The sequence below is a fragment of the Pedobacter sp. AC212 genome, assembly GCF_979258625.1.
Window position 1 is genome coordinate 629075 of sequence record NZ_OZ409870.1, and the last position, 26023, is coordinate 655097.

General features: G+C 38.3%; 24 protein-coding genes. 11 read left to right on the plus strand and 13 right to left on the minus strand.

Annotation, left to right across the window (positions count from 1 at the left end; translation table 11 throughout):
• Positions 1-11: 11 nt before the first annotated feature.
• On the plus strand, positions 12-1400 hold the full coding sequence (locus tag ACZZZC_RS02705; RefSeq protein WP_463486552.1) for a Gfo/Idh/MocA family protein: 1389 nt from the start codon (positions 12-14) through the stop codon (positions 1398-1400).
• A 432-nt stretch (positions 1401-1832) separates the two neighbouring features.
• On the opposite strand, the gene ACZZZC_RS02710 is transcribed toward ACZZZC_RS02705, so the two are convergent.
• Positions 1833-2699 (minus strand): aldose 1-epimerase family protein, encoded by an 867-nt coding sequence (locus ACZZZC_RS02710; protein ID WP_463486553.1) that lies wholly within the window; start codon positions 2697-2699, stop codon positions 1833-1835.
• A gap of 153 nt (positions 2700-2852) precedes the next feature.
• Between ACZZZC_RS02710 and ACZZZC_RS02715 the strand changes: the two genes are divergently transcribed.
• Positions 2853-3176: a hypothetical protein gene (locus ACZZZC_RS02715; RefSeq protein WP_463486554.1), complete on the plus strand. Its 324-nt coding sequence runs from the start codon at positions 2853-2855 to the stop codon at positions 3174-3176.
• A 78-nt stretch (positions 3177-3254) separates the two neighbouring features.
• On the opposite strand, the gene pepT is transcribed toward ACZZZC_RS02715, so the two are convergent.
• Positions 3255-4508: a peptidase T gene (gene pepT, locus ACZZZC_RS02720; protein ID WP_463486555.1), complete on the minus strand. Its 1254-nt coding sequence runs from the start codon at positions 4506-4508 to the stop codon at positions 3255-3257.
• Positions 4509-4567: 59 nt separating this feature from the next.
• Here pepT and ACZZZC_RS02725 point away from each other — a divergent pair, with 59 nt between their 5' ends.
• From ACZZZC_RS02725 to ACZZZC_RS02735, 3 genes are read left to right on the plus strand one after another with little or no spacing between them, the layout of a single operon-like run.
• Positions 4568-5299, plus strand: coding sequence for a hypothetical protein (locus ACZZZC_RS02725; protein ID WP_463484731.1), 732 nt, complete (start codon positions 4568-4570; stop codon positions 5297-5299).
• Between the two features lie 28 nt (positions 5300-5327).
• Entirely contained in the window at positions 5328-7067 is a 1740-nt protein-coding gene (locus ACZZZC_RS02730) for a M14 family metallopeptidase (protein WP_463486556.1), read from the plus strand.
• Positions 7068-7071: 4 nt separating this feature from the next.
• On the plus strand, positions 7072-7692 hold the full coding sequence (locus tag ACZZZC_RS02735) for a rhomboid family intramembrane serine protease (RefSeq protein WP_056849351.1): 621 nt from the start codon (positions 7072-7074) through the stop codon (positions 7690-7692).
• Here the strand turns inward: ACZZZC_RS02735 and ACZZZC_RS02740 are convergent, their stop codons facing one another.
• Positions 7693-8658, minus strand: a complete 966-nt coding sequence (locus ACZZZC_RS02740) for a hypothetical protein (RefSeq protein ID WP_463486557.1) — start codon at positions 8656-8658, stop codon at positions 7693-7695.
• 683 nt (positions 8659-9341) lie between these two features.
• Positions 9342-10478 (minus strand): hypothetical protein, encoded by a 1137-nt coding sequence (locus ACZZZC_RS02745; RefSeq protein ID WP_463486558.1) that lies wholly within the window; start codon positions 10476-10478, stop codon positions 9342-9344.
• 80 nt (positions 10479-10558) lie between these two features.
• On the opposite strand from ACZZZC_RS02745, the gene ACZZZC_RS02750 reads away from it, so the two are divergent.
• A complete protein-coding gene (locus tag ACZZZC_RS02750) occupies positions 10559-11590 on the plus strand; it encodes a dipeptide epimerase (protein WP_463486559.1) in 1032 nt (343 codons plus the stop codon).
• Here the strand turns inward: ACZZZC_RS02750 and ACZZZC_RS02755 are convergent.
• The gene (locus tag ACZZZC_RS02755; RefSeq protein ID WP_056849219.1) at positions 11568-11765 is read right to left on the minus strand and encodes a DUF6358 family protein; all 198 of its coding nucleotides are present in this window, start codon (positions 11763-11765) and stop codon (positions 11568-11570) included. The two genes, ACZZZC_RS02750 and ACZZZC_RS02755, sit on opposite strands and share 23 nt — an antisense overlap.
• Before the next feature lie 142 nt (positions 11766-11907).
• Positions 11908-12225, minus strand: a complete 318-nt coding sequence (locus ACZZZC_RS02760; RefSeq protein WP_056848082.1) for a rhodanese-like domain-containing protein — start codon at positions 12223-12225, stop codon at positions 11908-11910.
• Between the two features lie 125 nt (positions 12226-12350).
• On the opposite strand from ACZZZC_RS02760, the gene ACZZZC_RS02765 reads away from it, so the two are divergent.
• The 3 genes from ACZZZC_RS02765 (at position 12351) to ACZZZC_RS02775 (ending at position 16748) form a co-directional block, all read left to right on the plus strand.
• On the plus strand, positions 12351-13475 hold the full coding sequence (locus ACZZZC_RS02765) for a DUF4407 domain-containing protein (protein ID WP_463486560.1): 1125 nt from the start codon (positions 12351-12353) through the stop codon (positions 13473-13475).
• Between the two features lie 99 nt (positions 13476-13574).
• Positions 13575-15407, plus strand: a complete 1833-nt coding sequence (locus tag ACZZZC_RS02770) for a M61 family metallopeptidase (protein WP_463486561.1) — start codon at positions 13575-13577, stop codon at positions 15405-15407.
• Positions 15408-15419: 12 nt separating this feature from the next.
• The gene (locus ACZZZC_RS02775) at positions 15420-16748 is read left to right on the plus strand and encodes a M20/M25/M40 family metallo-hydrolase (protein ID WP_463486562.1); all 1329 of its coding nucleotides are present in this window, start codon (positions 15420-15422) and stop codon (positions 16746-16748) included.
• A gap of 121 nt (positions 16749-16869) precedes the next feature.
• On the opposite strand, the gene ACZZZC_RS02780 is transcribed toward ACZZZC_RS02775, so the two are convergent.
• The 5 genes from ACZZZC_RS02780 to ACZZZC_RS02800 all read right to left on the minus strand — a co-directional run bounded on the left by ACZZZC_RS02780 (position 16870) and on the right by ACZZZC_RS02800 (position 22208).
• Positions 16870-17364 carry an N-acetyltransferase family protein gene (locus ACZZZC_RS02780; protein WP_463486563.1) on the minus strand — a complete coding sequence of 165 codons (495 nt, stop codon included), beginning with the start codon at positions 17362-17364 and terminating at the stop codon, positions 16870-16872.
• On the minus strand, positions 17361-17921 hold the full coding sequence (locus ACZZZC_RS02785; RefSeq protein ID WP_056848087.1) for a hypothetical protein: 561 nt from the start codon (positions 17919-17921) through the stop codon (positions 17361-17363). Before ACZZZC_RS02785 ends, ACZZZC_RS02780 begins: the two co-directional genes overlap by 4 nt.
• 61 nt (positions 17922-17982) lie before the next feature.
• The gene (locus ACZZZC_RS02790) at positions 17983-18615 is read right to left on the minus strand and encodes a thiamine phosphate synthase (RefSeq protein WP_463486564.1); all 633 of its coding nucleotides are present in this window, start codon (positions 18613-18615) and stop codon (positions 17983-17985) included.
• A gap of 118 nt (positions 18616-18733) precedes the next feature.
• Complete coding sequence (locus ACZZZC_RS02795; protein WP_463488225.1) at positions 18734-21073, minus strand: TonB-dependent receptor; 2340 nt, start codon at positions 21071-21073, stop codon at positions 18734-18736.
• A 604-nt stretch (positions 21074-21677) separates the two neighbouring features.
• Entirely contained in the window at positions 21678-22208 is a 531-nt protein-coding gene (locus ACZZZC_RS02800) for an AAA family ATPase (protein WP_463486565.1), read from the minus strand.
• A gap of 469 nt (positions 22209-22677) precedes the next feature.
• On the opposite strand from ACZZZC_RS02800, the gene ACZZZC_RS02805 reads away from it, so the two are divergent.
• A complete protein-coding gene (locus ACZZZC_RS02805) occupies positions 22678-22995 on the plus strand; it encodes a carboxypeptidase regulatory-like domain-containing protein (RefSeq protein WP_463486566.1) in 318 nt (105 codons plus the stop codon).
• Between the two features lie 14 nt (positions 22996-23009).
• Here the strand turns inward: ACZZZC_RS02805 and ACZZZC_RS02810 are convergent, their stop codons facing one another.
• Together ACZZZC_RS02810 and ACZZZC_RS02815 are read right to left on the minus strand one after the other, a co-directional pair.
• Positions 23010-23876: a DKNYY domain-containing protein gene (locus ACZZZC_RS02810; protein ID WP_463486567.1), complete on the minus strand. Its 867-nt coding sequence runs from the start codon at positions 23874-23876 to the stop codon at positions 23010-23012.
• Between the two features lie 18 nt (positions 23877-23894).
• Positions 23895-24431: a hypothetical protein gene (locus tag ACZZZC_RS02815; protein WP_463486568.1), complete on the minus strand. Its 537-nt coding sequence runs from the start codon at positions 24429-24431 to the stop codon at positions 23895-23897.
• Between the two features lie 472 nt (positions 24432-24903).
• Between ACZZZC_RS02815 and ACZZZC_RS02820 the strand changes: the two genes are divergently transcribed.
• Complete coding sequence (locus ACZZZC_RS02820; protein ID WP_463486569.1) at positions 24904-25857, plus strand: hypothetical protein; 954 nt, start codon at positions 24904-24906, stop codon at positions 25855-25857.
• Positions 25858-26023 lie beyond the last annotated feature (166 nt).

Genomic DNA, 26023 nt, shown 5'->3' on the forward strand with positions numbered 1-26023 from the left:
ACCAAACACCTATGAACCGCAGAAATTTACTCAAAACTTTAAGTATAAGTTTAGGCGCAACCGTAGTGAGTACGGATGTACTTGCCCGCTTGGCGGATAATACTTACAGCTATCGTATAGCTGATAATCCTTTGCATAAACCCTTAGAAAAGCCCATTACGGCAATTACTTGTGGTGCAGGAAACCGAGGCACGGTTTATGGTAATTTTGCCGCAAGTTTTCCCGATCAGATAAAAATAATCGGTGTGGCCGAACCGATTGCTTACAGAAACGAACGATACGCTAAAAAGCACAAAATTGCTGATGAAAATCGGTTTAATACCTGGGAGGATGTATTTAAAAAACCTAAAATGGCTGATGCCGTTATTATTTCCATGCCTGATAATTTGCATTACGAACCTTGTATGCAAGCACTAAAGATGGGATACGATATCCTGCTGGAAAAACCCATTGCGCCTACCGAAAAAGAATGTCGTGATATTTTGGCTTTGGCTAAGAAAACGGGAAGAATTGTTGCGGTTTGCCATGTATTGCGGTATGCGCCATATTTTGTAAAGATGAAAGAGTTGATTGCAAAAGGCGCTATTGGCGAGGTAATTAGCATTCAGCATTTCGAACCTATTGAACATACCCACATGGCACATTCTTATGTGCGTGGAAACTGGCATAATTCCAAAGCCACAACGCCTATAATTTTAGCTAAATCTTGTCACGATTTAGATATTATGAAGTGGGTGATTAATAAGAAAGCCCAGCGTATTGTGGCCATGGGCGATTTAAAATGGTTTAAAAAAGAAAATGCGCCTGAAGGAAGTACCGCCCGATGCACTGATGGATGTGCGGTGGAGCGGGAATGTCCGTATTCGGCGATTAAAGAATATGTAGATCGTAACTCACGGACATCGGTTTTGGATATTCCTGAAGGTACAAGCGACAGAAAAGCGGCGATAATGGATAAACTTAAAACAACAAATTATGGTCGTTGTGTTTATCGCATGGATAATGACCAGCCAGACCATTATGTAACCAGTATTCAGTTTAGTGATAGCGTAACCGCAAACTTTTCTATGGAAGCTTTTACTTCATACCATGATAGAAGAACCCGGATTATGGGTTCGATGGGTGATATGGTTGGCGATATGACAGAGTTGGTGGTGCATGATTTTAAGACCAGAAAAGAAACGAAATTTATTCCAAAAGCTGATGATGTAGATGGCTATAAAAATAGCGGGCACGGCGGTGGCGACTGGCTTTTGGTTAAGGATTTTTGCCAAGCCGTATCACAGCAAAACCCTGCATTATTAACCTCCACAATTGATGAATCTATAGAAAGCCATATTATGGGTTTTATGGCAGAGAGCAGCAGAAAGAATGGTAAGGTAATGGATGTAAAGATTTAAATGATTTTCATCATCGTCATCCTAGCAGATGCGAGGATGATGATGATGTTTTTCTATGAGGTTTCTACTGGTTGGTGTCTCCACCAACCAGATTAAATTTCCCGGTGTCAACGCTTAACCGTCATCCTCGCGTATGCGGGGATCTTAAGGCAAAAGATTTAAATTTTTTCTACTGGTCGGTGTCTCCACCAACCAGATTTATAACATCATCTTGCATTAAGATTTCCAATTAAATTGGGAAAGACGACCGTTCGTATCGGGGACTTTTCTAATGGTTAGCCTGTCCGCCCACCAACCAAACTAATTTCCTGGTGTCAACGTTTAGTTGTCATCCTCGCGTATGCGGGGATCTTAAAGCAAAAGATCTACAACATTAAATTCTCTATTGGTTGGTGCCTCCACAAACCAAATAAAAAAGATCTAATTCACTAACTAAAAGCACTCCACCTCCCAAAAACGTGTCCAGTTTTTATGAGGTGCTAAAGAGATAATACCTTCCTTTTGTTGCAGTTCCTGATTATGATTTACGCCATCGGCTACGCCGCACCAAGGCTCCAAACATACAAATGGAGCATCGGGCGCCGCCCAAATGCCAAAAAATGGAAAGTCTTCGAAATGGAAATGCAGGCCGTAATCATTTTTATTGTTCAGCAAACTAATACAGCTGCTTTGCATCGTTTTAAAAACCAATGCATCATTATAAAATAGCTCGTGTTTTAAATTTAATTTATGCCCGTTAAGTTCAATAGACTCAGTTTCATTGGCAACCAAACCATCTTCCAGTTTCCAGTAAGTTAACTTCTCATCTGTATTAAAAGCCAAATAGTAATCTTCGTAGCTGGTGTTTGGCATGTTAGGAACCGCAAATGCAGGGTGCGCACCAATAGAAAATAACATTTCATTGGTACCGGTATTGGTTACTTCGTAAGTTAAATTCAGCTTTCTGTCTATCAATTTATAAATCAGTTTAAGCTCAAAATAAAAAGGATAAACCTTAAGTGTTTCATCGCTTTGCGATAAGGTAAAAACAACTTCAGTATCGCTTATCTTTTCAGCGGCAAAAACATGATCGCGGGCAAAACCATGGCGTGTCAACTTGTATTCAGCGCCATTATATTTGAAATGTTCATCTTTAAGCGACCCAACAATTGGGAATAACACCGGACTATGTTTTGCCCAATATTTTGGGTCGGCATTCCACAAATATTCTATTTTAGTTTCCTTGCTATAAAGGCCTTGAAGTTCTGCACCTTTTGCTGCAATACTTATTTTCAGGTAATTGTTTTCGAGGGTTATCATTACATTTTAAAAGTAATAAATATGCGGTGCTTTGGAAACTATTTTGTTAAATTTGATATGAAATCTCTATGTCTGCCATTAAGCCACTGATTATTTAGGTTGCACTATTTGTTTGCAGTTTAATTTAGGAAGGCACTCGTAAAACAATAAAATATGCCTGTTGATCTCTCTAAAATATCGAATTTAAAAGTTAAAGCTGCAATAAATGCCTTGCAAAAGGGCGATGAGAAAACCTGGTTCTCTTTGTTTGCTGATGATGTTAAATTTTATGACGACGGCAACCAGCTTCAGTTTAATAATTTCTTTAAAAAAGCTTTAGGACATGAACGCTTTACCAGCATTGATCAAGTGGAAAATAATGGCTTAGATGTTTATGGCAATTTCCACTCCGACCAATGGGGCGACTTTAAAACTTTCTTTAAATTTCAAATCGGCAAAGGCGGGAAGATTATCCGGTTGGATATTGGCCAAAGTTGAGTTGGGAATAGTGAGTCTAAAGTCTTTAGTCCAAAGTCGGTAGCTTTAAGACTTCGAACTCCCAACTCCCAACTACCTTCACCCTTTCTCTTCCCAGATTACGGCAATGTTAATAATGGTTTGTACGGCTTTCTCCATATCCTGAACGCTTACCCATTCTTGCTTGCTATGAAAAGCATGTTCTCCTGCAAAAATATTCGGACAAGGTAAGCCCATGTACGATAAGCGTGAGCCATCGGTGCCGCCACGAATGCTTTGTTGCTTGGCTACCACACCTGCCCTTTCAATGGCTTCTATTCCATATTCCACAATCTTTGGATGTTTATCCAGCACTTGTTTCATGTTTCTGTACTGTGGTTTTATCTCCAGATTGTAGGTGGAATTTGGATAATTTTGCAGAACATTTTTTACCGTTACGTCCAAAAATTTACCATGTTCCGCTAGCTTCTCATTCGTAAAATCTCTGATAATAAAATGTGCCTCTGCTTGCTCAACCTGGCCGCTGATACTCACTGGGTGAATGAATCCTTCTTTTTGATGAGTTGCTTCAGGGGTGAGCGTATCTTTTGGTAAAGAAGCAATGATATCAGCTATAATTTTGATGGCACTTTCCATTTTACCTTTGGCAAAACCGGGGTGTGTACTCACGCCATTAACGGTTAATGTTGCTTCATCGGCAGAAAATGTTTCATCCTCAATTGATCCTAAAGTTTCGCCATCTATAGTATAACCAAAATCAGCACCTAATTTTTCAAGATTTGCCTTATCCACACCTCTTCCAATTTCTTCATCGGGGGTAAAAAGAATTTTGATCGTACCGTGTTTAACATCCGGATTATTCATTAAAAAAGCAGCCGCGTCCATAATTTCCGCCAATCCGGCCTTGTTATCGGCACCTAATAAAGTAGTGCCACTTGCAGTAATGATATCGTTTCCAATTTGTTGTTTTAAATCGCGATGTTCTGCAAGTTTAATTACGATATTATTGTCGTCGGGCAATATCAAATCTTGCCCTTGATAATTGTCATGGATAATCGGTTTAACATTTTCTCCGCTGCAATCTGGTGAAGTATCCATGTGCGAACAGAAAAAAATTACAGGAAGATTTTTATCGCTCGTAGCAGGAATGGTTCCATAAACGTATCCATTCTCATCCATTTCAGCATCAGAAATGCCTATTTCCAAAAGCTCCTGAACAAGTACTTTTCCTAAATTCTTTTGCTTCTCTGTTGATGGGCAAGTGGCAGAATTTGGATCAGATTGTGTATCTATTTTGGCATACTTTATAAATCTATGCGCTAATGAATTGTTAAAGTTGATGTAATTGCTCATAATTCAAAGGTAAAAGTTATAGATATTGAATAAACATATTATTTTTGTAAAAAAACAATATGACTTATCGCCTCCCGAAGACAAGTGCGCTAACTGTTTTATTCTCTTTATCATTCATGTTGTCGTTTGCGCAATCAAACTACTTCAAATGGTCGTGGGGTTTAGGCGGCGGTGCCAATTACTCTAAAACCGACGTAGTGGAAGGGAATTGGGGATATACCGCAAAAGGCGAAATCAATTATCATTTTACACCTTTTATTACAGGTGGCTTAGAGGCACAATACGGAATGGTGCAAGGCGGTGATATTGTTACTGACCCACATAATCGACAATTTATTAACAAATACACCAGTATTACCGCAAATCTGAAACTGCATTTGGGTGAATTTATCCCTTACGAGCGAAAACCTTTTTTAGAAGCCATTAAGGGGATTTATGCTGGGATTGGTATAGGTGCAATAAATAACAACATTACTGATATTGTACGTTATAAACCCAGCTGGGCTGCTTTCGATCCTGGTTATGGTCCTTTTCCTGGTGAAGATAAGGGCGTTAATTTAATTGTTCCCATCAACTTAGGATTTAACTACTACCTCAACGATGGTTACGGTTATGTTCGCTATGTGATCAACTTCAATGCACAAAGCAATTTCACTTTCGGCGAAGGTTTAGATGGCTATAACGATCCCTCAACAAAATTTAAAAACTATGATCCTGATACATTTAACGTTTACAGTGTAGGGGTAAAATATTTCTTCGGAAATATAAAGGCGTATCGTAAGTTCTTCTAAACACTATTCATTCTCTTAAATCTTTTGCATGAGAAATTTGTTTGTCATCTGTTTTTTAATCTTATCTTTTGAAACAATGGCACAAAAAACACCTTTCGAAAACAGTGGTAAAAAAGAAACCACCACTTACGATGCAGCAATTGCTTACTACGAGAATATTGCGAAGAACTATCCTCAGGCGAAGCTTTTAACTTATGGAAGTACCGATTTTGGCAAGCCACTCCATTTGCTGGTTTTATCAAAAGATAAAGTTTTTGATCCTGTCGAAATAAAGAAAGGCAATAAGGCTGTTTTGCTTATCAATAATGGAATTCATCCGGGAGAACCTGAAGGTATTGATGCTTCCATGATGCTGGCAAGAGATCTGTTAAAAGAAGATAGACTTCCAAAAGATGTGGTGATTTGCATTATCCCTATTTACAATATTGATGGAAGTTTTAACCGCAGTTCTACCTCAAGAGCAAACCAAAACGGCCCATTGGCCTATGGCTTTCGCGGAAACAGCAAAAATTTAGATTTGAACCGCGATTTCATCAAAACCGATTCAAAAAATTCGGCAGCTTTTCAGTTAATTTTTAACACCTGGCAACCCGAAATTTTTGTAGATACCCATACCAGTAACGGTGCCGATTACCAGTACGTGATGACGCTCATTCCAACACAAAAAGACAAGTTAAATGCTCTTTTATCAAAGTATTTAACTAAAACTTTGGTGCCAGATTTGTATTCGATGATGGAGAAAAAAGGTTACCCGATGATTCCATATGTAAACTCCTTCGGCGAAGTGCCAGAAACGGGAATTGCTGGTTTTATCGAATCGCCCCGCTACTCTACAGGTTATACTACCTTGCACAATACCATTGGTTTTATGCCAGAAACGCATATGCTTAAAGCGTATGACTTGCGGGTTGATGCAACCTATAGACTGCTTCAAACCTATGTTGAAGTTGTTCAGCGTGATGCACAGGTTATTAAAGAAAATAAACGCAAAGCGGATGAGCTGGTGGTAAAACAAACCGAATTTCCACTGGCCTGGAAATTAAACAAATCTTCTTCTAATGATTTGCCCTTTAAAGGTTTTGAGGCCGGTAAAAAGCAAAGTGAAGTAAGTGGTTTTGATCGGTTATATTATGATCGGGATAAGCCGTTTACCAAAACTATAAAAGAGTGGAATAATTATGAACCGGCTATTGCGGTGCAAAAACCAGTAGCTTATATCATTCCGAAAGCATGGGATAGGGTGATCGCATTGCTTAAACTTAATAAAGTGAAGGTTGAAGAGCTCAAAACAGACACCAAAATTTCCGTAGAAAGCTATTACATCACCGATTTTAAAACGGCTACTCGTCCGTATGAAGGGCACTATTTACATTCTGCTGTAATGGTTAATCCAGTTAAAAATACTTTGCAATACTACGCTGGCGATTTTGTGGTGTACGCCAACCAGAAAACGAACCGGTTTATCGTAGAAACCCTGGAGCCACAGGCCACCGACTCTTATTTCAGCTGGAATTTTTTCGATTCCATTTTGGATATGAAGGAACATTTTTCGGCTTATGTTTTTGAAGATACTGCTGCTGATTTGCTCAAAAGCAACCCCGAGTTGAAAAATAAATTAGAGGCTAAAAAGGCATCAGATGCAGACTTTGCCAAGAATGCGGCAGCGCAACTTGATTTTGTGTATAAAAATTCTGATTATTACGAGAAAACACATAACAGATACCCGGTGGCTCGTTTGGAAACAGATGTAAAGCTCAACTTAAAATAAATAAATGGAATACCTCAGCATTGCTCCTGTAGCATCAATCATATTTGTTTTTACAATTGTTACCAGCTTGTATGCCTTTTACGATCAAAGCATATACGGTAAGTTTATGTTACATCCTTACAGTGTATCGAAAGGGAAAAATGTTTATACGCTAATAACCAGCGGGTTAATTCATGCCGATTGGATGCACTTGTTTTTTAACATGTTTACATTCTATGCTTTTGCATTTACCTTAGAGCAAATGATGGGCAGCTGGCAATTTGGCTTAATGTATTTTTTAGCCTTGATATTGAGTGATCTGCCAACTGTATTTAGACATAAAAATGATTTTCACTACAATAGTTTAGGCGCCTCTGGTGCAATTAGCGGCGTATTATTTAGTTTCATCCTTTTTAACCCTATGGCAGGAATTGGGATTTTATTTTTGCCTTTTTCTATTCCAGCAGTAATTTTTGGGGGAATCTATTTAGCCTATTGTGCTTACGCTTCGAAAAACTCGAGAGACAATATTAATCACGATGCCCACTTTTTTGGTGCACTAACCGGATTGATTTTCACTATTATTTTTGTGCCGGGCATCCTCCAAAACTTTTTCGCAATAATAGGCGCAAAGTTAGGAATGTAATTATCCTGCAGCAGGTAAACAGGGTCTTTCGAAAAAGCTCATCGGATGGTCAGGGTCTTTAATGATCTCGAACTTTACATATCCCCAGGGTTTCCAGAAATTTTCCAGCACTTGTGCATAAATTTTGTGCTGCCAAACATCAAATAAAGGCTTGGTCATATTCCCACGAAGCGGCATCGCTTCAATGTAGGTTGTGCCCTCAACAGGCATAAATGTGTATTCTGGCAAGCGGTTAAATAAATAAGCGGAGTAGTAAAAACGAGCGGTAAGCTCTTCAAATTGCTGTGCCGTAAGTGCTTTACCCTTCACCTCACTTATAATTTCCTGATGATAACGTTTATTGGTTCCGTTATCTTGCAAGCAAGCAATAATGCCAAAATCTTTCATCTTCAGCGAAAAGGTAAGCGTATTAATTTCATCTTTGAAACTGAATGGTGTTTGCTCATCTTCCAGCTTTACTACCGTGATCGACCAGGGTGTGAAATCTTCGAACTCGATGCTGGTATACATATTCTGCATCATAAAGTTGAGGTTGGCGAACTTCATCATCAGCGATTGAGACATGTTCAAGCCATCTGCCGTCATTTCCTTGCGTAAAGCAGAATGCATTTCAATGTAAACGAAGCCATATAAAAACTTCCCAACCCAATTAAATAGCTCAAGCTCTGGCAAAGCTGAAACAGCACTATAACCTGTAGCAAAGGCTTGCTGTATTTTTTCTTCCAGCGGATTTAAAAATTGCTCATTTACTTCGCTATTAACAGGAATCACGAGGGTATTATAAGAACGTATGCTTTCATCCAGAAACTGAATTTGCTCCTCGCCTGTTAATCCTGCCTGCTCCAACAACCATTTTGGAATTAGCAGAACCTGGATTACGGGAGAGTTAAAAGTGTTGCCACTTAGGAAACATTTTTTGTATAAGAAATCGAAACTTTGGAAAGGATTGTATAGGCCGGTATTCATCACTGCAATATTAGTTATTATATCGTTATTGCTTGTTAGCGATATTTTATTTTAACCCTGGGATTACAACATGATGGTTTTTGAAGGCTTTGTTTTAGCTCCTCGGTCTATGTCCCCACAGATCGAAAAAGTGTAAAATAATCTGTGAGGACACAGACCATAATTTCTTGAAATTTTGCAATAAGATTGCTTCGTCGGCTGAAAAAGCCTCCTCGCAATGACGAGATGTGGCTTATTTGGTAATTCCTTGCTCCTCGGTCTGTGTCCCCACAGATCGACACTGTAAAATGATCTGTGAGGACACAGACCATGGTTTTAGAAATATTGGAATTGAGATTGCTTCGTCGGCTGAAAAAGCCTCCTCGCAATGACGAAATGTGGGCTAATTTTGTAATTACTTGCTCCGCGGTCTGTGTCCCCACAGATCGACACTGTAAAATGATCTGTGAGGACACAGACCATGGTTTTAGAAATATTGGAATTTAGATTGCTTCCTCGGCCGAAAAGCCTCCTCGCAATGACGAAATGTCGGCTAATTTGGTAATTCCTTGCTCCTCGGTCTGTGTCCTCGCAGACCGAAACTGTAAAATGGTCTGTGAGGACACAGACCATGGTTTTAGAAATATTGGAATTTAGATTGCTTCGTCGGCTGAAAAAGCCTCCTCGCAATGACGAAAGGTGGGCTAATAACTATTATAAAATCCGCTTAAATTATCAATTAGCTGGCTGTAAATTGGCTTCGTAAACTCCAGAAACATCGTGCTTGGCGGTGGCGGAAGAACCTCTCTTTTTCTCGTTATAGCTAACTGATTTTTGTTCAGCGCCCTGTCGTCTCCTTTGTAACTTCCCCAACTGTCTCGCCAAACGAAAGTGCCGGGAAACTTCTGCTGACGAACAATTTTTTTGCTTTGCCAATCCATAATTGTCATGTCTAGCAAACCTGATGAAGAAATATTCTTTTCAAAAATACTCAGCGTAGCACTCACCGTTCCGTAAATAGGTTTACGTTCGCGGGTTTCGCCGATTACCACACTATCGCGTTTAAGCTTTTCTACTCTTTCTTTAACATAAGTTTGGCCGACTACGAAATCATCAAAATTTAAACTTAAAACCTGGTCGGGTATAATTTTTTGAGTAGTTGCCTGTTCTTCGCCATAAAATATCACAAACTTATTCCGCGAATAATTGGCAATAAATTCATCAATTTGCTGCTGAAAATAATCAGCACTCAACTTATACGGCCCGCCGTTCAAAATAATAGGTTGAACAACTACGCGGGTTACGGCAGCCCAATAGGCATCATCCATTTTGGCTTTTACATCTTTATAATTCGGCTGTAGGTTTTGCACTTTTTCAAATTCGTAATATGCCTTTTTTGCAGCTAAGCGGTTACGTTCATTTAAATAACCGATCCCTGAGTTGTACCTCGCAACTGCAGCATTGTATTTGCTTTCTGCAACTTCATTGATATATTTTGATGGTGTTGGAACAACTGCCAAACAAGCCGGACAACTGTTAATCTCATCTGCCAGCTGATTTATTTTCTGATAATCGTACATTACAGATTCCCATCTAAACAAATCGTTCGACATTTTTGCCTCGTTAATTCTGCGTAAATGATCTTGCAGGGCTAAATCATAAGCGGTTTTCAAAACCTGCATGGCCTCGCTGTTTCTGGGCGAATTTTGCAATCTGCTTACCGCCTTTGCAACTGATGCATCGTAATCACCTTTTTGTAAGGCATTTTTTCCTGTGGTACATCCTCCTAAAATTATTAGGGATAAATAAATAAAATACCGTAATCTTGAAATGTTTTTCATGGCAGGAGTGGTTTGCGTTAATAAACAAATATACTTTTGTAAAGCGATATCCGCCCTATTTACTTATTAGACGATAGACAATGAAGATTAGTTGCAAGCAATTCGAATTAGAATTAAAACACCCTTTTTCGATCTCCAAATTTACCCGCACAAGCACACCGGTAATGCTTTTAAAAATCCAGTACGAAAATGTGGTGGGTTACGGAGAAGCTTCAATGGTGCCATACATGGGAGAAAGTTTTGAAACTGCAGCTGCCTTTTTAAAAGAGGTAGATTTGAGCCAATTCGTCCACCCTTTTAATTTCGAAGAGATTATTAGTTATCTGGATCGTATTGCTCCTGGTCAGCCGGCGATAAAAGCGGCCATAGACATTGCTTTAAATGATATAAATGGAAAAATTTTAAACAAACCTTGCTACGAAATTTACGGTGCCAACCCAGCAGAAATGCCGGTAACTTCTTACACTATCGGGATTGATACCCCGGAAGTGATCCGCGAAAAACTGAAAGATGCGGAGAATTTCAAGGTGATAAAAGTTAAATTGGGAAGAGATAACGACCGGGAAATTATTGAAACCATCCGTAGTTTGACAAATGTGCCACTTTACGTGGATGCTAACCAAGGTTGGAGTGATAGAATTAAAGCCATCGATTTAATTTATTGGCTGCATAACCAAGGGGTGGTTTTAATTGAACAGCCTATGGATAAAAACGATTTGGAGGGCAATGCCTGGCTAACGGAACGTAGTCCGGTTCCTTTGCTGGCCGATGAGGCAGTGCAGCGTTTAGCAGATATGGATCAGTTGAAAGGTGCTTACCATGGCATTAACGTAAAACTGATGAAAAGTTGTGGAATGTATGAAGGTCATCAAATGATTCTGAAAGCGCAATCTTTCGGAATGAAAGTATTGATTGGTTGCATGAGCGAAACGAGTTGTGCAACCCTTGCTGCAGCGGCTTTGGCGCCTTTATGTAATTGGGCAGATTTAGATGGCCCCTGGTTAACTAAAAATAATCCTTTTACAGATCCGCCTTTTGAAAATGGGAAATACAGCTTGAAAAACTTACCTGGGCTTGGACTGGAAGGTGTTACTTCTGATCTTTTTCTTTAAAGTTCTTCCGCAGATCTTTCACGAGCTGATATTTAAAATAGGCAAGGCAAGCCGCAACACCAACTAAAAAACCACCTGGTAAAGGTTTGTGGTTGTTGTAACACCAAACTATTCCAAAAATAGAAAGGATGATGGCCAGATTGTAGAAAATATTTAAAGCAAATTTTTTACCCATAGTGGAAATGATTGAATGAGTGAATTTTGAATGAGTGATTTTCGAATGTAAGAAGTCGTCATTGCGAAGCCAGGTTTGAGCGAGCTGAAGCAATCTGATTTTTAAGAGAGATTGCGTCGTACCTCGCAATGACGAATGATTCTTAGTAAACTGGCATATTTGGATCGTAAGCCTCTTGCCAGGCTAAAATCCCACCTTTTAAATTGTATAGGTTTTCGTAACCATACTGCGCTTCAAGTTGCATCACTGCTGCGGCACTTCTTTTTCCGCTGCGGCACTGAATAATTACAGGCTTATCTTTTTCAACTTTATCAGCCTCAATTAAAATCCCGCCTAAAGGAATGTTCTCGCCGTTAAGGTTAGAAACTTCGTATTCGAATGTTTCGCGAACATCAATCAATTGAAAATCTTCTTTATTATCGATTTTTTCTTTTAATTCTTGTACTGATATTTCTTTCATCTTGAAAATTATTTATGCAAATATAGGAAAATCGATTTTAGTAGAATGAACAAAGTGGCGTCATATATTTTCTCAAAAATCTGTAACATATCAAACCCTTAGGCGTTTAATTATAAACATTACAAATGGACAAACTGAACCGTTTCTTTTGGTTTTGCTCTGGCGCTCACATCCCTACGCTGGAAAAGTATCCTACAGAACAAAATAAATATACTGGCATTGGTGCCACCATCTTCTTTACAGGTTTATTTGCCGCTTTATCTGGTGGTTATGCCATGTATTTCGTTTTTAAAGGCGATGATTTAGCTGTTGTTTTTGCCATCATTTTCGGTTTCTTGTGGGGTGCCGCCATTTTTAATATGGACCGGTATATTGTTTCGAGCATCAATAAAAGCGCAAGCACTAATAAACAGCTACTGCAAGCTACCCCAAGGATTTTATTGGCCATAATGATTGGTATGGTCATTTCACGGCCAATTGAATTGAAGATTTTTGACAAGGAAATTAAAGAACGGCTGAAAGTAAGTTATTTAAACGGACAGCGATCAAAAATTGATACCCTAAATAAGGCCTTTGAAAAGAAATACCAGGTAGAATTTGGAAGACTGAACCAGCAAAAAGCCACAAGAGATTCATTAGAGAAGGGAATCAAAGCGGATCGGCAGAAACTTAACTTCGAAATTTTTGGAAATAAAACCAATGAAACATCTGGCGTTATGGGCTACGGTCCGTATGCAAAACGTAAGGAGGTGGAAATTAAACAACGCGAATCAGAACTCGATTCGCTAAAAGCAAATATAAATAAAGCCGAAACTTTTGTTGATAACCGAAAGGAATTTGACGGTTTGTTTAATGAGAAATTATACACCAAAAAACAGCTGGATAGTTTGGCTGATCTTGCAGGTTTTGCCGATAGAAACTGGGCTTTAGGTCAGCTGAAGTTTAACGTTGATGGTACTAAAGATGATAACACCGCAATTGCAGTAACCTTTATTGGTCTGCTGTTTATCTTTTTCGAATGTTTGCCTGTGTTTGTAAAACTAATGAGTGCCCGTGGTCCTTATGATTTCGCTACGGCCGACGGCGATGACGTATCCATCTATCAATCAAAAAAAGACAAAGATTTCCATTTCGAAGTGGCCGATCATATTCATGAAACCCGGGTGGATGCCGAATCGTCAAAACGGAAGGAAATTATTAAGGGCAAAGCCTACCGCGAACTTGAAAAATACGATTGGGATAAGGAGTAGAATAGGAAATGGAAAATAGGGAATAGAGGCAACCCATCAACCATTTTACATCTTACCTGTTTCATTTTTTGTATTTTTCCACCACAAAACCGTTTTTTTATGAAGAAATTTTTAGGCGCCGCTCTGTTGGGTGTGTTGTCGCTCTCTGCGTTTGCTCAGAATGAAATAAGTTACGTGGTTTCATTTCCAAATGCAATCCACCACGAGGCTGAAATTGCCATGAGCATCGCCAATGTTCCGGCCGGAAATTTAAAGGTTAGAATGAGCAGATCATCTCCTGGAAGATATGCCACACACGAATTTGGTAAAAACGTGTATCATTTTAAAGCCTTCGATCAAGGAGGAAAACCACTAAAGATTAATCAAACAGCGGGCGATGTTTACGAAATTCCTTCACATGGAAATGAGGTTAAAATTACTTACACGGTTTTTGGAAACTGGATTGATGGCACTTATGCAGGCTTTGATGAAACCCATGCCCATATGAATATCCCCGCAACTTTTGCTTTCCCTGTGGGGATGGATGCACGGTCCCGAACAGTGCAGTTTAAATACCCTGAAATGCAAGGCTGGAAAGTGGCGACTCAGCTCAAACCCATAGAAAAAAATACTTTTTATGCCGCCAATCTTCAATATTTTATGGATAGCCCCATAGAAATCGCCAATTATAAAACGGCTAAATGGGAGGTGAAAAACCATGATGGAAAAACGCAAACCATCCATTTAATTGCCCACTCAAACGATACACAGGCGGCGATTGATAATTATGCTGGCATGTTGAAAAAAATGGTTGATGAACATTATGCCGTTTGGCGGGATTTTCCAACTTATGATTACGGCAACTATTACTTTTTGGAAGATGTGTATCCTACCAATGCCGGCGATGGAATGGAGCATAGAAACTCTACTTCCATTGTGCAGCGTACTGAAAAAATTGAGGGTTACGAATCCAACTTATTGGGCACTTTTTCTCATGAATATTTTCACAGCTGGAATGTAGAGCGTTTGCGGCCCAAAACATTAGAACCATTTAACTTTGAGCATTCAAATATCAGTGATGAATTATGGCTTGCAGAAGGTTTTACGCAGTATTATGGTGGCTTGCTTTTAACCCGGGCTGGTTTAAAAACGGTTGAGAATGCTGCTCAGGCTTTTAATGGGATGGTAAATGCTGTGCTCACGTCGCCTGGAGCCAAAAACTTCTCACCCATCGAAGCAAGCAGATATGCTGTTTTTGCTGATGCTGGTGTGGCGATTGATCAAACCAACAAGGGAAACATTTTCCTTTCGTATTACACTTATGGCGCCGCTACAGCTTTGGCGCTAGATCTTCGCTTGCGTTCGGAATTTAAACTTACCCTTGATGATTATATGCGGGCTTTATGGAAAGCTTATGGCAAGCCAGAAATTCCATACACCGTTCCTGATTTGGAAAAATCCCTCGCTTCTTTAACAAAAAATGAAGCTTTTGCGAAGGATTTTTTTGGTAGGTACATTTATGGTAAAGAGAAAAACGACTATACAAAGTTGCTATTAAATGCAGGATTTGTTTTGCGCAAATCAAAGCCTGGCCAGGCCTATACAGGTTTGGGGAACTTTAATCAGGCAGATAGCAAAGTAACGCTAATGCAAACATTGCAGGGAACACCGGCTTATCAGGCAGGTTTAGATGTGGGTGATGTTATTTTGAGCATTGACGGACGAAATGTAACGGATGCATCAGTTGTAGACAACATCACAAAATCTCATAAGCCAAGCGATGTGGTAGAAATTAAATATCAATATCGAGGCGAAAATAAAACAACAAAACTAACATTTACCGAAAACCCAGCTTTGGAAATTGTTTCGATAGAGAAAACTGGTGGAACATTAACTCCCGCAATGCAAAATTTCAGAGATAATTGGTTAAACTCGCAAGTGAAATCTAAATAGAAAAAATATATTATGAAAAAAATATTCCTTTTTACGCTTGTCGGTATGGCAAGTTTGCAGCTTCAGGCGCAAAACATTGATAAAATAATTACTAGAGAATACACTGATCATTTAATCAAAACTTTAAGTGGCGATGAAATGCAGGGTCGCGGTACGTTTACGCCGGGAATAGATAAAGCAGCCACGTTTATCGAATCAGAATTTAAGAAAATAGGCTTACAACCTTTAGCTGGTGAGAAAGGTTTCCGTCAGACTTTTTATAAATACCAGGTAGCCAATGTGAACAAAAGCATCAAAATAGATGGAAGCGAAATTTCTTCTGAAAATGTAATTCTTGCAGGTGCTAATGAAGAAAATATCACGCTCAATAAATCAAATGCTACCGTTGTGGTTTTGGATCCGGAGAAGCCTTTCATAAGTCAGTTTAGAGCTATGTTGGCCACGGGCAAAAATCAAATTATTTTGATTGATGATAAGTTTGCGCTAAAGGATGAAAAATTTTTAGAAAACTTCAAACGCTATAAAGCTTACTTTGATAAACCGACAACTTTGGATGAGAAAGATATGGGAGCCGGCAAATCTGCTGTTCAGGTTTTTGTATTAGGCGCTAAAAAAGCTGATGAGTTTACTGTAGAATTGAAAGGAAAAGTTAATAAAATGGCTTTGTTTAATGTTGCTGGAATGATTCCGGGCAAATCAAAAGCAAAAGAGCTGGTTGTTTTTTCTGGCCATTATGATCATTTAGGTGTGATTAAAACGGTAAATGGTGATAGTATAGCGAATGGTGCCGATGATGATGCATCAGGAACAACAGCGATGATTGCATTGGCTAAATACTACAAAGCGCAAAAAAGTAACGAGCGTACATTGATTTTTGTGGCTTTTACCGCAGAAGAAATCGGAGGTTTTGGGGCTAAATATTTCTCAAGCAAATTAAATCCGGATGAAGTTGTCGCCATGTTCAACATCGAAATGATCGGTAAAGATTCGAAATTCGGGAAAAATACCGCTTTCATTACCGGTTACGATAAATCTGATTTTGGAAAAATTCTGCAAAAGAACTTAGCAGGAACAGAATTTACTTTCCACCCTGATCCATACACAGAACAAAATTTATTTTACAGAAGTGATAACGCAACATTAGCTGCTTTAGGGGTTCCGGCGCATACCATCAGTACCGATCAAATTGATGTAGATAAATTTTACCACACCGTTAAGGATGAATACAGCACTTTAGATGTAGAAAATATTCTTTCAACTATCAAAGCAATTGCTAAAAGTGCAACCTCCATTGTAAACGGAACGGATGCGCCAACAAGAATTCCGAAATTGAAGCAATAGGATATAAAACTTTCCTTTCGACCGAAGTGGAGAATTCTTTGAAAAAAGAAAGGCCCCAGATTTGCAGATTAATGATTAGAATCTGTAAATCTGTGGCTTAATTTTATTATCCCGAGAAAATTTAAAACCGATACTCCATCACATAATCATCCATGAAGTAGCCTCCTCCGATATCCAGTTTTACAGATTCTTTGATGTTAAACCCACCTTTTAAATAGAAGTCTTTTGCCTTGTTATGTTTGTTTACATTGAGTTGCAAGGCAGTTCCGCCAGCATCTTTTACCTGATTAAAAACTTCGTTAATCAAGATTTTACCAACGCCCTTTCCATGTGCCGAAGGCAAAACATACAACTTGTGTAATTTGTAAATTCGTTCTTCATGATCGATAATCGAGTAGCCGGCAAAACCAAATTGATTCTCGTTATCTTCTGCAATGATGAAAATGTGGCCCTCTAATAATTGTCCGAGTAATTCCCCTTTACTATACATTTTATCGAGCATGTAATCGATTTGTTCCTGGCCTATAATGTCAAGATAGGTTGATGGCCAGGTTGCAGCGGCAATAGCTCTGATCACCTCAATATCCTGTTCTTTGGCTTTTCTTAGCGTAATCATATCGGCTCACTAATAAAAATGGGTTGTCCTGAAAAAGAAAACTCCACAAATCCATCATTTACCACTTCAAAAACCTCTTCTTCATTTTGCATGAGATTAGTAACTTCCAGGTATCGGTTTCCATGGATGAGAAACTGACTTCCTGCCGGTTTCCAAACAGAAAAGCCAGATTTGATGGGATAATGCTTTGCCCTTTCGGTAAAAACAACAATGTTAATCTTATCTTCAAAACCAGCAAATTTCTCCAGATCGAACTTCCTGGTAATTACATTTACTGCCGGGTATCTTTGTTCATAAAGAAAATTTATAGCGACCATGAGTGCATCAACAGGGCCTTGTACAATCCTGGTATCTTCCTGTACTTCCTGATTGCTTCCGTTAACCAAAACATCTACTTTCAGCCCCAACGAAACGATTTTATCGTAATTTTCGCCGTTGACCAAAAGCGTTGGGCTCCATTCTAAAAGCTGACCTAAAAGTTCTTCATTAAAATTGCCAAGCTCATCAATATATAAGGCAGGCTCTTGTTTTTCTTTTACAATGTGATGTGAAGACATGTTGCGAAGATAAGGTAATTTAAGATTTTAGAATGACGATTTTAGATTTTTTGGGCTATAACTATCCTTTCACCAAATCATAAAAATCCTGATAAGCCTGAATGAAATCATCAGCGGAATAAATCGCTTCAGAAACTGCTATCCCAAAAATTCCAGTTTGCATTAGCGGTTCTACATCATAAATTTTAATCCCGCCAGCGGCCAAAACAGGGATGTTGATATTTAAATCTTTAAGTTGATTTATTGAATTTAAATAGCCATCGATACCTAAAAGCGGAGAACCATTCGTGTTGGTTTCAACTGCAGAGAATGGACCTAAGAAAACGTAATCAACGCCTTGCTCTGCCAAACGAATTATATTTTCAACTGAATTTGCTGTGCCTCCTAAGGTGATATCATCACCTATTAATTTTCGCAAAGCGATGAAATCAGCGTTGCTATCTTCGATGTGGAAACCCTGAATATCTGCTTTTCGATTGAGGTGAATGTGATTGGCAACGATGAGTGTGGTTCCCCAATCATCGCAAATTTCTGCAACCGCATTGATGTCGGTTAAAAGTTCCTCCTCGTTTTTACTTAAACAACGGTATTGGATCCACTTCGCACCGGCTTCACAAGCCAGTTGCACTTGCTCAATATGAGATAAGTCAGGAATGTCGTAGGTAATATATTGAAGCTTCTCAATGTATTTCATGATCAAAAAAATCGTTATTGCCTGCCCGCAGCAGGCAGGCAATGACGAATGTACTAAAGTTTTGCGACTGGTTGCCGTGTTGCTTTTAACTTTAAGCCTATCCTTACGCCCTCTTATTTTAAAACTTCACGTTTAAACTCAATAAAAAGTTGCGGGTAGCTTGCGGATAATAATAGTTTGATCTGCTTAAATCACCGGCATATAAATAGGGATACGTGCCGCCATTACTTTCATATAAAGTGCTGAACACATTGTTGATGAGTAAACTTAGGCCTACATTTTTTGTTCCTACCAAAGGCGTATTGTACATTAAACGAACATCATTCACAAAAAAACTTGAAAGAACTCGTGAATCGGCCGAGGTGTTATCCAGATTTTGCTTGCCCACATATTTGCTTAAAAACGCAATGCTTGCATTTGGTAAAACAGTATAATTAATCTCGCTTGATGCGATAATTGAAGGTGAGAAAGCGATATTGGTATTGTTATAACTAAAAGTAGTTAAAGCGCCGTTGGCGTCATCATAAATAAATTCTGTAAACTCCTTAATTTTGTTCCGACTAAACGTTGCCGTTGCAGCCCACGATAAATTTTTGAAAATCTGCCATTTGCCATCTACCTCAATCCCTGCTCTATAGCTATCAGGAACATTTTGACGGGTTTGGCCCCCAACATCATTTAATTTTCCTGTGTTGATTAGCTGATCTTTATAGAACATGGCAAAACCATTTATACCAACATTGAAATTAGAAAATTGCGTACGGTAACCCGCTTCAATATCTGTTAGGTTTTCTGGTTTCGGGCGACTGTTGATGTTAGAATCCGTGAAATCTCTCCGGTTTGGCTCCTTGTTCCCAACAGCAACTGATGCATACACATTGCTTTTGTCGTTAAAATTATAAGTTATTCCAGCCTTCGGATTGAAAAAGTCCAAAGTCGCATTTTGCTGAGCCGGATCACCATTTGGATCTATACCAAAGTAGGAATAATAGACTCTTCTATATTGCAGATCGCCAAAAAGGTTGAACTTTCCAAGCTGATAATTCGCTCTGCCGAAAACATTGAAATCTGTTTTGAAGGCGTCATTATCATTATACCGGTGGCGGATGGATCCGCTTCCGTCGTAGTTGGCAAATTGTGCCCAAATTACCTCGTCAAAATGGCGGCCTTTATATTCGTTGTAAGCACCACCTAAAACGAAATTCAGGTCGTTTTTTGGTGTATAATTTAGGGAGTAGGTTACGCCATAAAAATCATTATCCAACCACAAGCGGCGAACTAAATCGGATGTGTTTTGTGTAACACCACCCAAAACCACAGGAGGAATTCCATAATCTTCGAGGTTTCGATCTTCCTTGTATTCTTCATAATAACCCCGTCCGTAAGTATAATGCAGGGCGGCATTGCCTACCAGCTGGCTGGTTATATTTCTGGTATAGAATAACTGATAATGATCTTGCTGATAATTATCGGTTTGATTGTCGTACGTAAAATCGTTATGTCTGCGGTTGGTAAGCAGCATTTCTTCGCTTATCCCATTCCAGGCCTGGTAGGTTTTTTCTGTACCGCTGAATACGTTGGCACGAAGGATATCTTTTTTGCCGTAATAAGCTCCGGAAACGAAAAATGATTTTAGGTTTGACGATGCACGATCTACATAGCCATCAGATTTTATCCGTGATAAACGCCCATCAAAAGTAAACTTGTTTGCAATTAAACCAGAGCCGACACTCACCGTGTTTTTCCAGGTATTGTAAGAGCCATAAGTATTGTTCAGTTCGGCATAAGCAGAATCTCGGCGAGTAGTGGTTTGAATATTTAAACTTCCTCCAAAAGCGCCTGCACCATTTGTAGATGTGCCCACACCACGCTGAATTTGGATGTTATCAACTGATGAAGCTAAATCTGGGAGGTTGATAAAAAAACTTCCCTGGCTTTCTGCATCGTTTAATGGAATGCCGTTAAGTGTAACGTTGATCCGTGTAGCATCGCTACCCCTGATACGAAGGCCGGTATAGCCCACACCAGCTCCTGCATCGGAAGTTACCACAACTGAAGGGGTCTGATTTAATAAATAAGGTAAATCCTGGCCCAGATTATTTTTCGCCAGCTCCGCTTTGTCAAGATTTCTAAAAGTTGTAGCAGAGTTCTTCGATGCACGGGTGGCGCTAACCACAACATCGTCGGCCAGAAAGTTTTGCTGAACCAGCTCAAAGTCTAAGCTGGCATTGCCATTTAGATTTACCGCTTTTTCCTGTGTTCGGTAGCCTACATAACTTACTACGATGGTGTAATTGCCACCAGCTAAATTGGCCAGAGTGTAATTTCCATTGGCATCACTTAATACGGCTGTTCGCTGATTTTTGATTTTAATGGTTGCGCCAGGCAAGGCGTTTTGATTGTTATCGGTAACTTTTCCGGTAACCGAATTTTGTGCCGATGCAAATAAAGGCAACATTGCAACAAGGGCTGCAAAAAGTAAATTTTTCAATGTTTTTGTTTTTAGTTAAACCCATCGGAAATAGGGGTACTCCCGATTTCAGTTAAACTTCCATAACTCCAATCCCTACGCCGGCATTACCCGGATCAGGTGCATTCAAGTTAAAAGTTGAGGGTTCAAAGTTGAAAGTTCGATGATTGACCAAACTTTTCACTTTTTACTTTTCACTTTCTACTTAAAATGGGTATGATCTCAGCCCGTTTTTGTGTTTATAACAAACAAGGCACCCCTAATGATGGGGCAAATGTAGAAAATATATTCAAAGATTTATCTTTTTTACTTTTTTAGAAAAGCAATTTCGGTGCGTCATCGGAATTTGCAGTCCCGCTTGCATTACAATCTTTTTATATCAAGTTACTAACCCTATTTAATTTCGCTAGAAGGGTTAGTAACTTGAAAAATATAAAAAGGATTTTCATTTTAATCGGGTTTAGTTAACCTAAAGTTGTGCTGCTAGGTTGCCACATAAACCCGACCCTAGCGAGATGCCCGCAATTTTTCATTGTGGCAGAAGCGGGGGCGGGAACAATTTGCCCTATAACCGCTGCCATTGCTTTCCAAATTATAAAGCTAAAAATTGATCTACTGCTGCAATAGCATGCTGTATCCTAACCTCACCCAAACCACTAATCACTTTATAGTTAGCATTTAGAGCCTGTAGTTCCTTATGCCAAACCTCCATAAAATATTCCCGTTGATTGGGGAAATCTCGCAGAGGGTCATCCTGCCAAGGTAAATCGATATCCATCAGCAGATAAAGATCATATGGTCTTTTCGGCAAAGCATCCAAAACTATTTGTGGCGTTTCGCCCAGCATTTCATCGCTCCAGATTTTTACGGTTACAAATGTGGTATCGCAGATAATGAACTCACTTTCTGTTGTCACTAAAATCGCATCTTCCAAAGCTACCTGACCATAATACATATTTACCTCATCTTGTAAAGTGTAAGGCGCAGTTAAATTTTCGCAGTAGTAGCGGGCATATTCTGGTACCCAGGATACTTTATAATATTTTGCAAGCAGCTGCGACATGGTTGATTTTCCTGTGCTTTCAGGGCCTACAATGGCGATTTTTCTTATAGATCGGCTCACATTAAAATTTTTTACTGTCAAATCAAATGTAAAGGAAAATGGCTGAAAAAGAAAAAATCCGGTTGAGGAGGGCTCCTCTAACCGGATAATAAACCAAACAAACTATTTATGAAGAAATCCTCATTGCGGTTAACTACTCCGCGGAGGAAGCTTTAGATCTTTTTCTAAAGTATATACAAAACGCATATATGTTCTGCTTATTACAACATTATTGCCAATTTTTTCGATACTATGCTTTCATGACGAAAACATGACTTCGTGTGTGTTTAACACTATAGATATGTTACATTCTAATCAGGTTTTAACGCTTTGTTAACTTCTGTAAGGGTTAAATTCTTAAATGTTGTACAAAAATTCAGACAAGGAATTAGCACAATTTTGTCTACTGTGCTAATTCTGCGACAAACAATTTTTGCATATCATACGTTTACTGAGGAAATTTGGATTCTAACTATTAAAATGTATTAAAATGAAAAAGCTAGGAGTTTTTTTAATCGCATTACTGGTATCAACTGTTTTCTTTTTTGCTTTTGCACTGATTAAGCAAGGAGGAATAGTTGGGCGGATTAATCCAACCGATGCTGTTGCAGGCATTTCACTGATTGCCGGAACAGATACAGTTAAGGCGCAGATGAATCAAGGTGCTTTTACTTTTACGAATTTAAAAGAAGGCGTTTATACTATATCTATTAGGGCTAATGCTCCTTACAAGGATTTTTTGATAGAAAAGGTTGCCGTGAAAGATAGTGCAACAACTGATTTAGGCGAAATTAAACTGCAGCAATAGATTGGATTACAGCACTAATTTTTTGTTCTCCCTTCAGGCGTATTATATTCTACCTTTTCCCCTTCTCTTGAAATTGTCCACGTTTTGTTTTTATCGCGATATTCTTTATCATCGAGCATTTCAAAGGTTGTTGCATCAGCTCCATCCAACACGGCATAATCTGCCCTTTCTGTAGCTTCCTTTTGATCTGATTTTAGCCCTCGTGTAATATAATATACTTTGTTTTTATCTTTGGCCACAGTGTAGTTAAGCACAATAAAGGTTGCAGCATCTATCTCTGGGCAAACCTTTATTTTACCCCAATCATCAAAATATACTTTGTTCTTATCTTTTAACCAGTTGTTGTGCAACGATTGTAAAGTAGCTATATCAAGACCAGGAACTTCTACTTTTTCTAAAGGCGGGTCCCCGAAAACATCGATAACATATAAATTTGTTTTATCAGCAAATAGCGTGGTTTGATATCCTAAAGAATGAAAGGTTGCTTGATCATAATCTCCTTTCAAAGGCATCAGTTTGTTTTTTGAATAAAGGGAAGTTTTTTCATAATACAATCCGTTCTTGTCGAAGTAAAATCCTTTATTCAAATTTTTGAATGTCTTACGATCCACAAAGTCAACAGGATTGCCGTTATAATAAACCTTTGTGCAGTCTACAGCTACGCTATAATCAAGCGGTCTAAATTCATTTGCTTTTATGTAACGTAACTCCTTGCCGCCGAAATATACTTTTCCATCTTTAAAATCGTAAAATGCTTTCGGATTAATAAAAAACGGTAAAATGGCAGTCGCTATTGACAACATGAAAATAGCCACCACTATTAAGATTATTTTTTTTTTATTTCGCTTATTCGATGCGTTAATCTGATCAACTAAATTCATGTCTTTATTGTCTTAAAATTAATCTGTATAAGTCTGTGGTTCTGTGATGTCATTGATTTTACCCTCACTAAGCCATTGTTTTAATTTGCTTTTTAAAAAATAGGTTTCCTGCCCTTTGTAATTATCAGAGTCATCAATTTGATAGGCACTTCCGTTTGTTGATTTAGTATTCTCATGTACAAAAACAGTATCGGCTACTACTCTACTCACCAACATGCTTGTATTTACGTCTTTTGCTTTGTGATAGAAAATAACGCAATTAGGTTTCAGGCCAGTTAAATTATTTTCCATGCGTTTTTTATTTTCCTGCGATCCCATAAAAACCAGCACTGTCGCACCAGTTATAAAAAGCAAAAGCAGTATAAGCCCTGAAAAGTGATACCAACGTTTTTTTGTTTGTTTTGTAAATTCAATCGCTTGTTGCTCATAAGCTGGAAATGCGGACGGATAATAGTGAGTGCCACATTTTCCACAACCGATATAGGCTGTTTTTTTGCCTGCAACAAACGGAATGAATAGTATATGATGAATTCTGCAAAAAGTTTCCAATTGCATATCATTTACAGCATCGCATTTTGGACATTTTAGCTGTCCGATTTCTTGTTTGCTGATTAATTTGGAATAATATCCGTGAACCATATTCGATTATTTTAAAAAGAGTAATGTAATAGATAACAAAACTCATTAGGTTTAATGAGTTGTTTGTAATGCAAATAAATATTTTTTATGCTTTTCAAAGTAGCTATTTACTATTCGTTGGTGATCAATTATTATTTGCGATAGATTGCGGAATAGATGAAATATTAAGGAACGGCGATTTGGTAACAAAAGGATTTAAGTTTGACTTTGTATGCACTGAAAGTATTATTCATATGTGGAAGGGGCCTATTAACAGGGGCTTAGCCAAGGCATCTTCGCTTTAGCAATTTAAAGAAAGTGTTTGTAAGATACGGATAAAGACTATGATGCCTTGGAAAGACATTCTAATTGAAAAGATTCCAATGAAATAATGCCTTAACCAATTAATTTGAGGTTAAAATGTTGGGGGAATAACAGAAAAATAATAACTTTATTAAACATCCCATTTATTAATAAAATTATTGGGATGAACCATCTAGATAGTATTAAGAAACAATACGCCAAATTTTCTGATCAAGAACTTCTCAGTTTCTATGAGAAAAACAAGAAAGATTTAATTTTTGAGGCTAAGCAAGCGCTAAATACCGAGCTCATTAAAAGAGGTTTTTTAGAAAATAAACCTATTGAGGAAAGCGGAAACTCTGAACAATCTAATTTTAGTGAATATTGGGATTATGCAATAAATAAACACCAGTATAAAATTGATCACGAAAAAATTTACAATGATTTGCTTAAGATGGGTTGTGAGGAAAAAAAAGCAAAGCGTATAATTAAAAAATTACCTCCTATTAATGAACTCAATACAGAGTTCGAAGAGTTTTTGCGGAAAAAAATATCAGCTGCAAATTTCTCTGCCATGTTTCTTAAGTTCTTAATTTACGCCGTTCCTATTGTTTGTATAAGTTATGCTCTTTTAACTGGAGTATACATTATCATCTTAATCGGCGTAGCTTGGCCTTTAATTATAAGTTCTAGGGGTACCAACTCTAATGGCGCTTTAAAAGGAAGCAGCTACTGGATTGACTTGATATCTTTAAACAGTACAAACATTGTGTGGGTAATGCCTATTGTTGAAAAAACCAAACTCTATTTTGTAGTTACAATTAATGAAGAAAAGAAATTTCAGTTTTTAACCAATGATAATTTGCATGTTACTTTTACCTGCAACACTGATGAAGAAAGAGCAATTTTATTTAGAGGAATAACCCAATTTCTACCAGATGCCCATATTGGCTACTCACCGGATACTGCTAATTTGTACTCAGAAGATCCTGAACGATTTTTTGTAAATATGGTTAGAACTGGTCAATATTATCCCGTTTCGAGACTCTCTTTTACATAAAAATTGACTATTGTTTTATTTTAAAATAATCAATTAAAATACTTCTAAAAAACCTATCTTTGCATCCCGACAGAACAGTTGGGATTTTCCTCCTCAAAAAGCAAAACACCTCCTTGCTTCTTCAGCCTTAACAGGTTAAAAAACTTTAGAATTTTAATTATTGTAT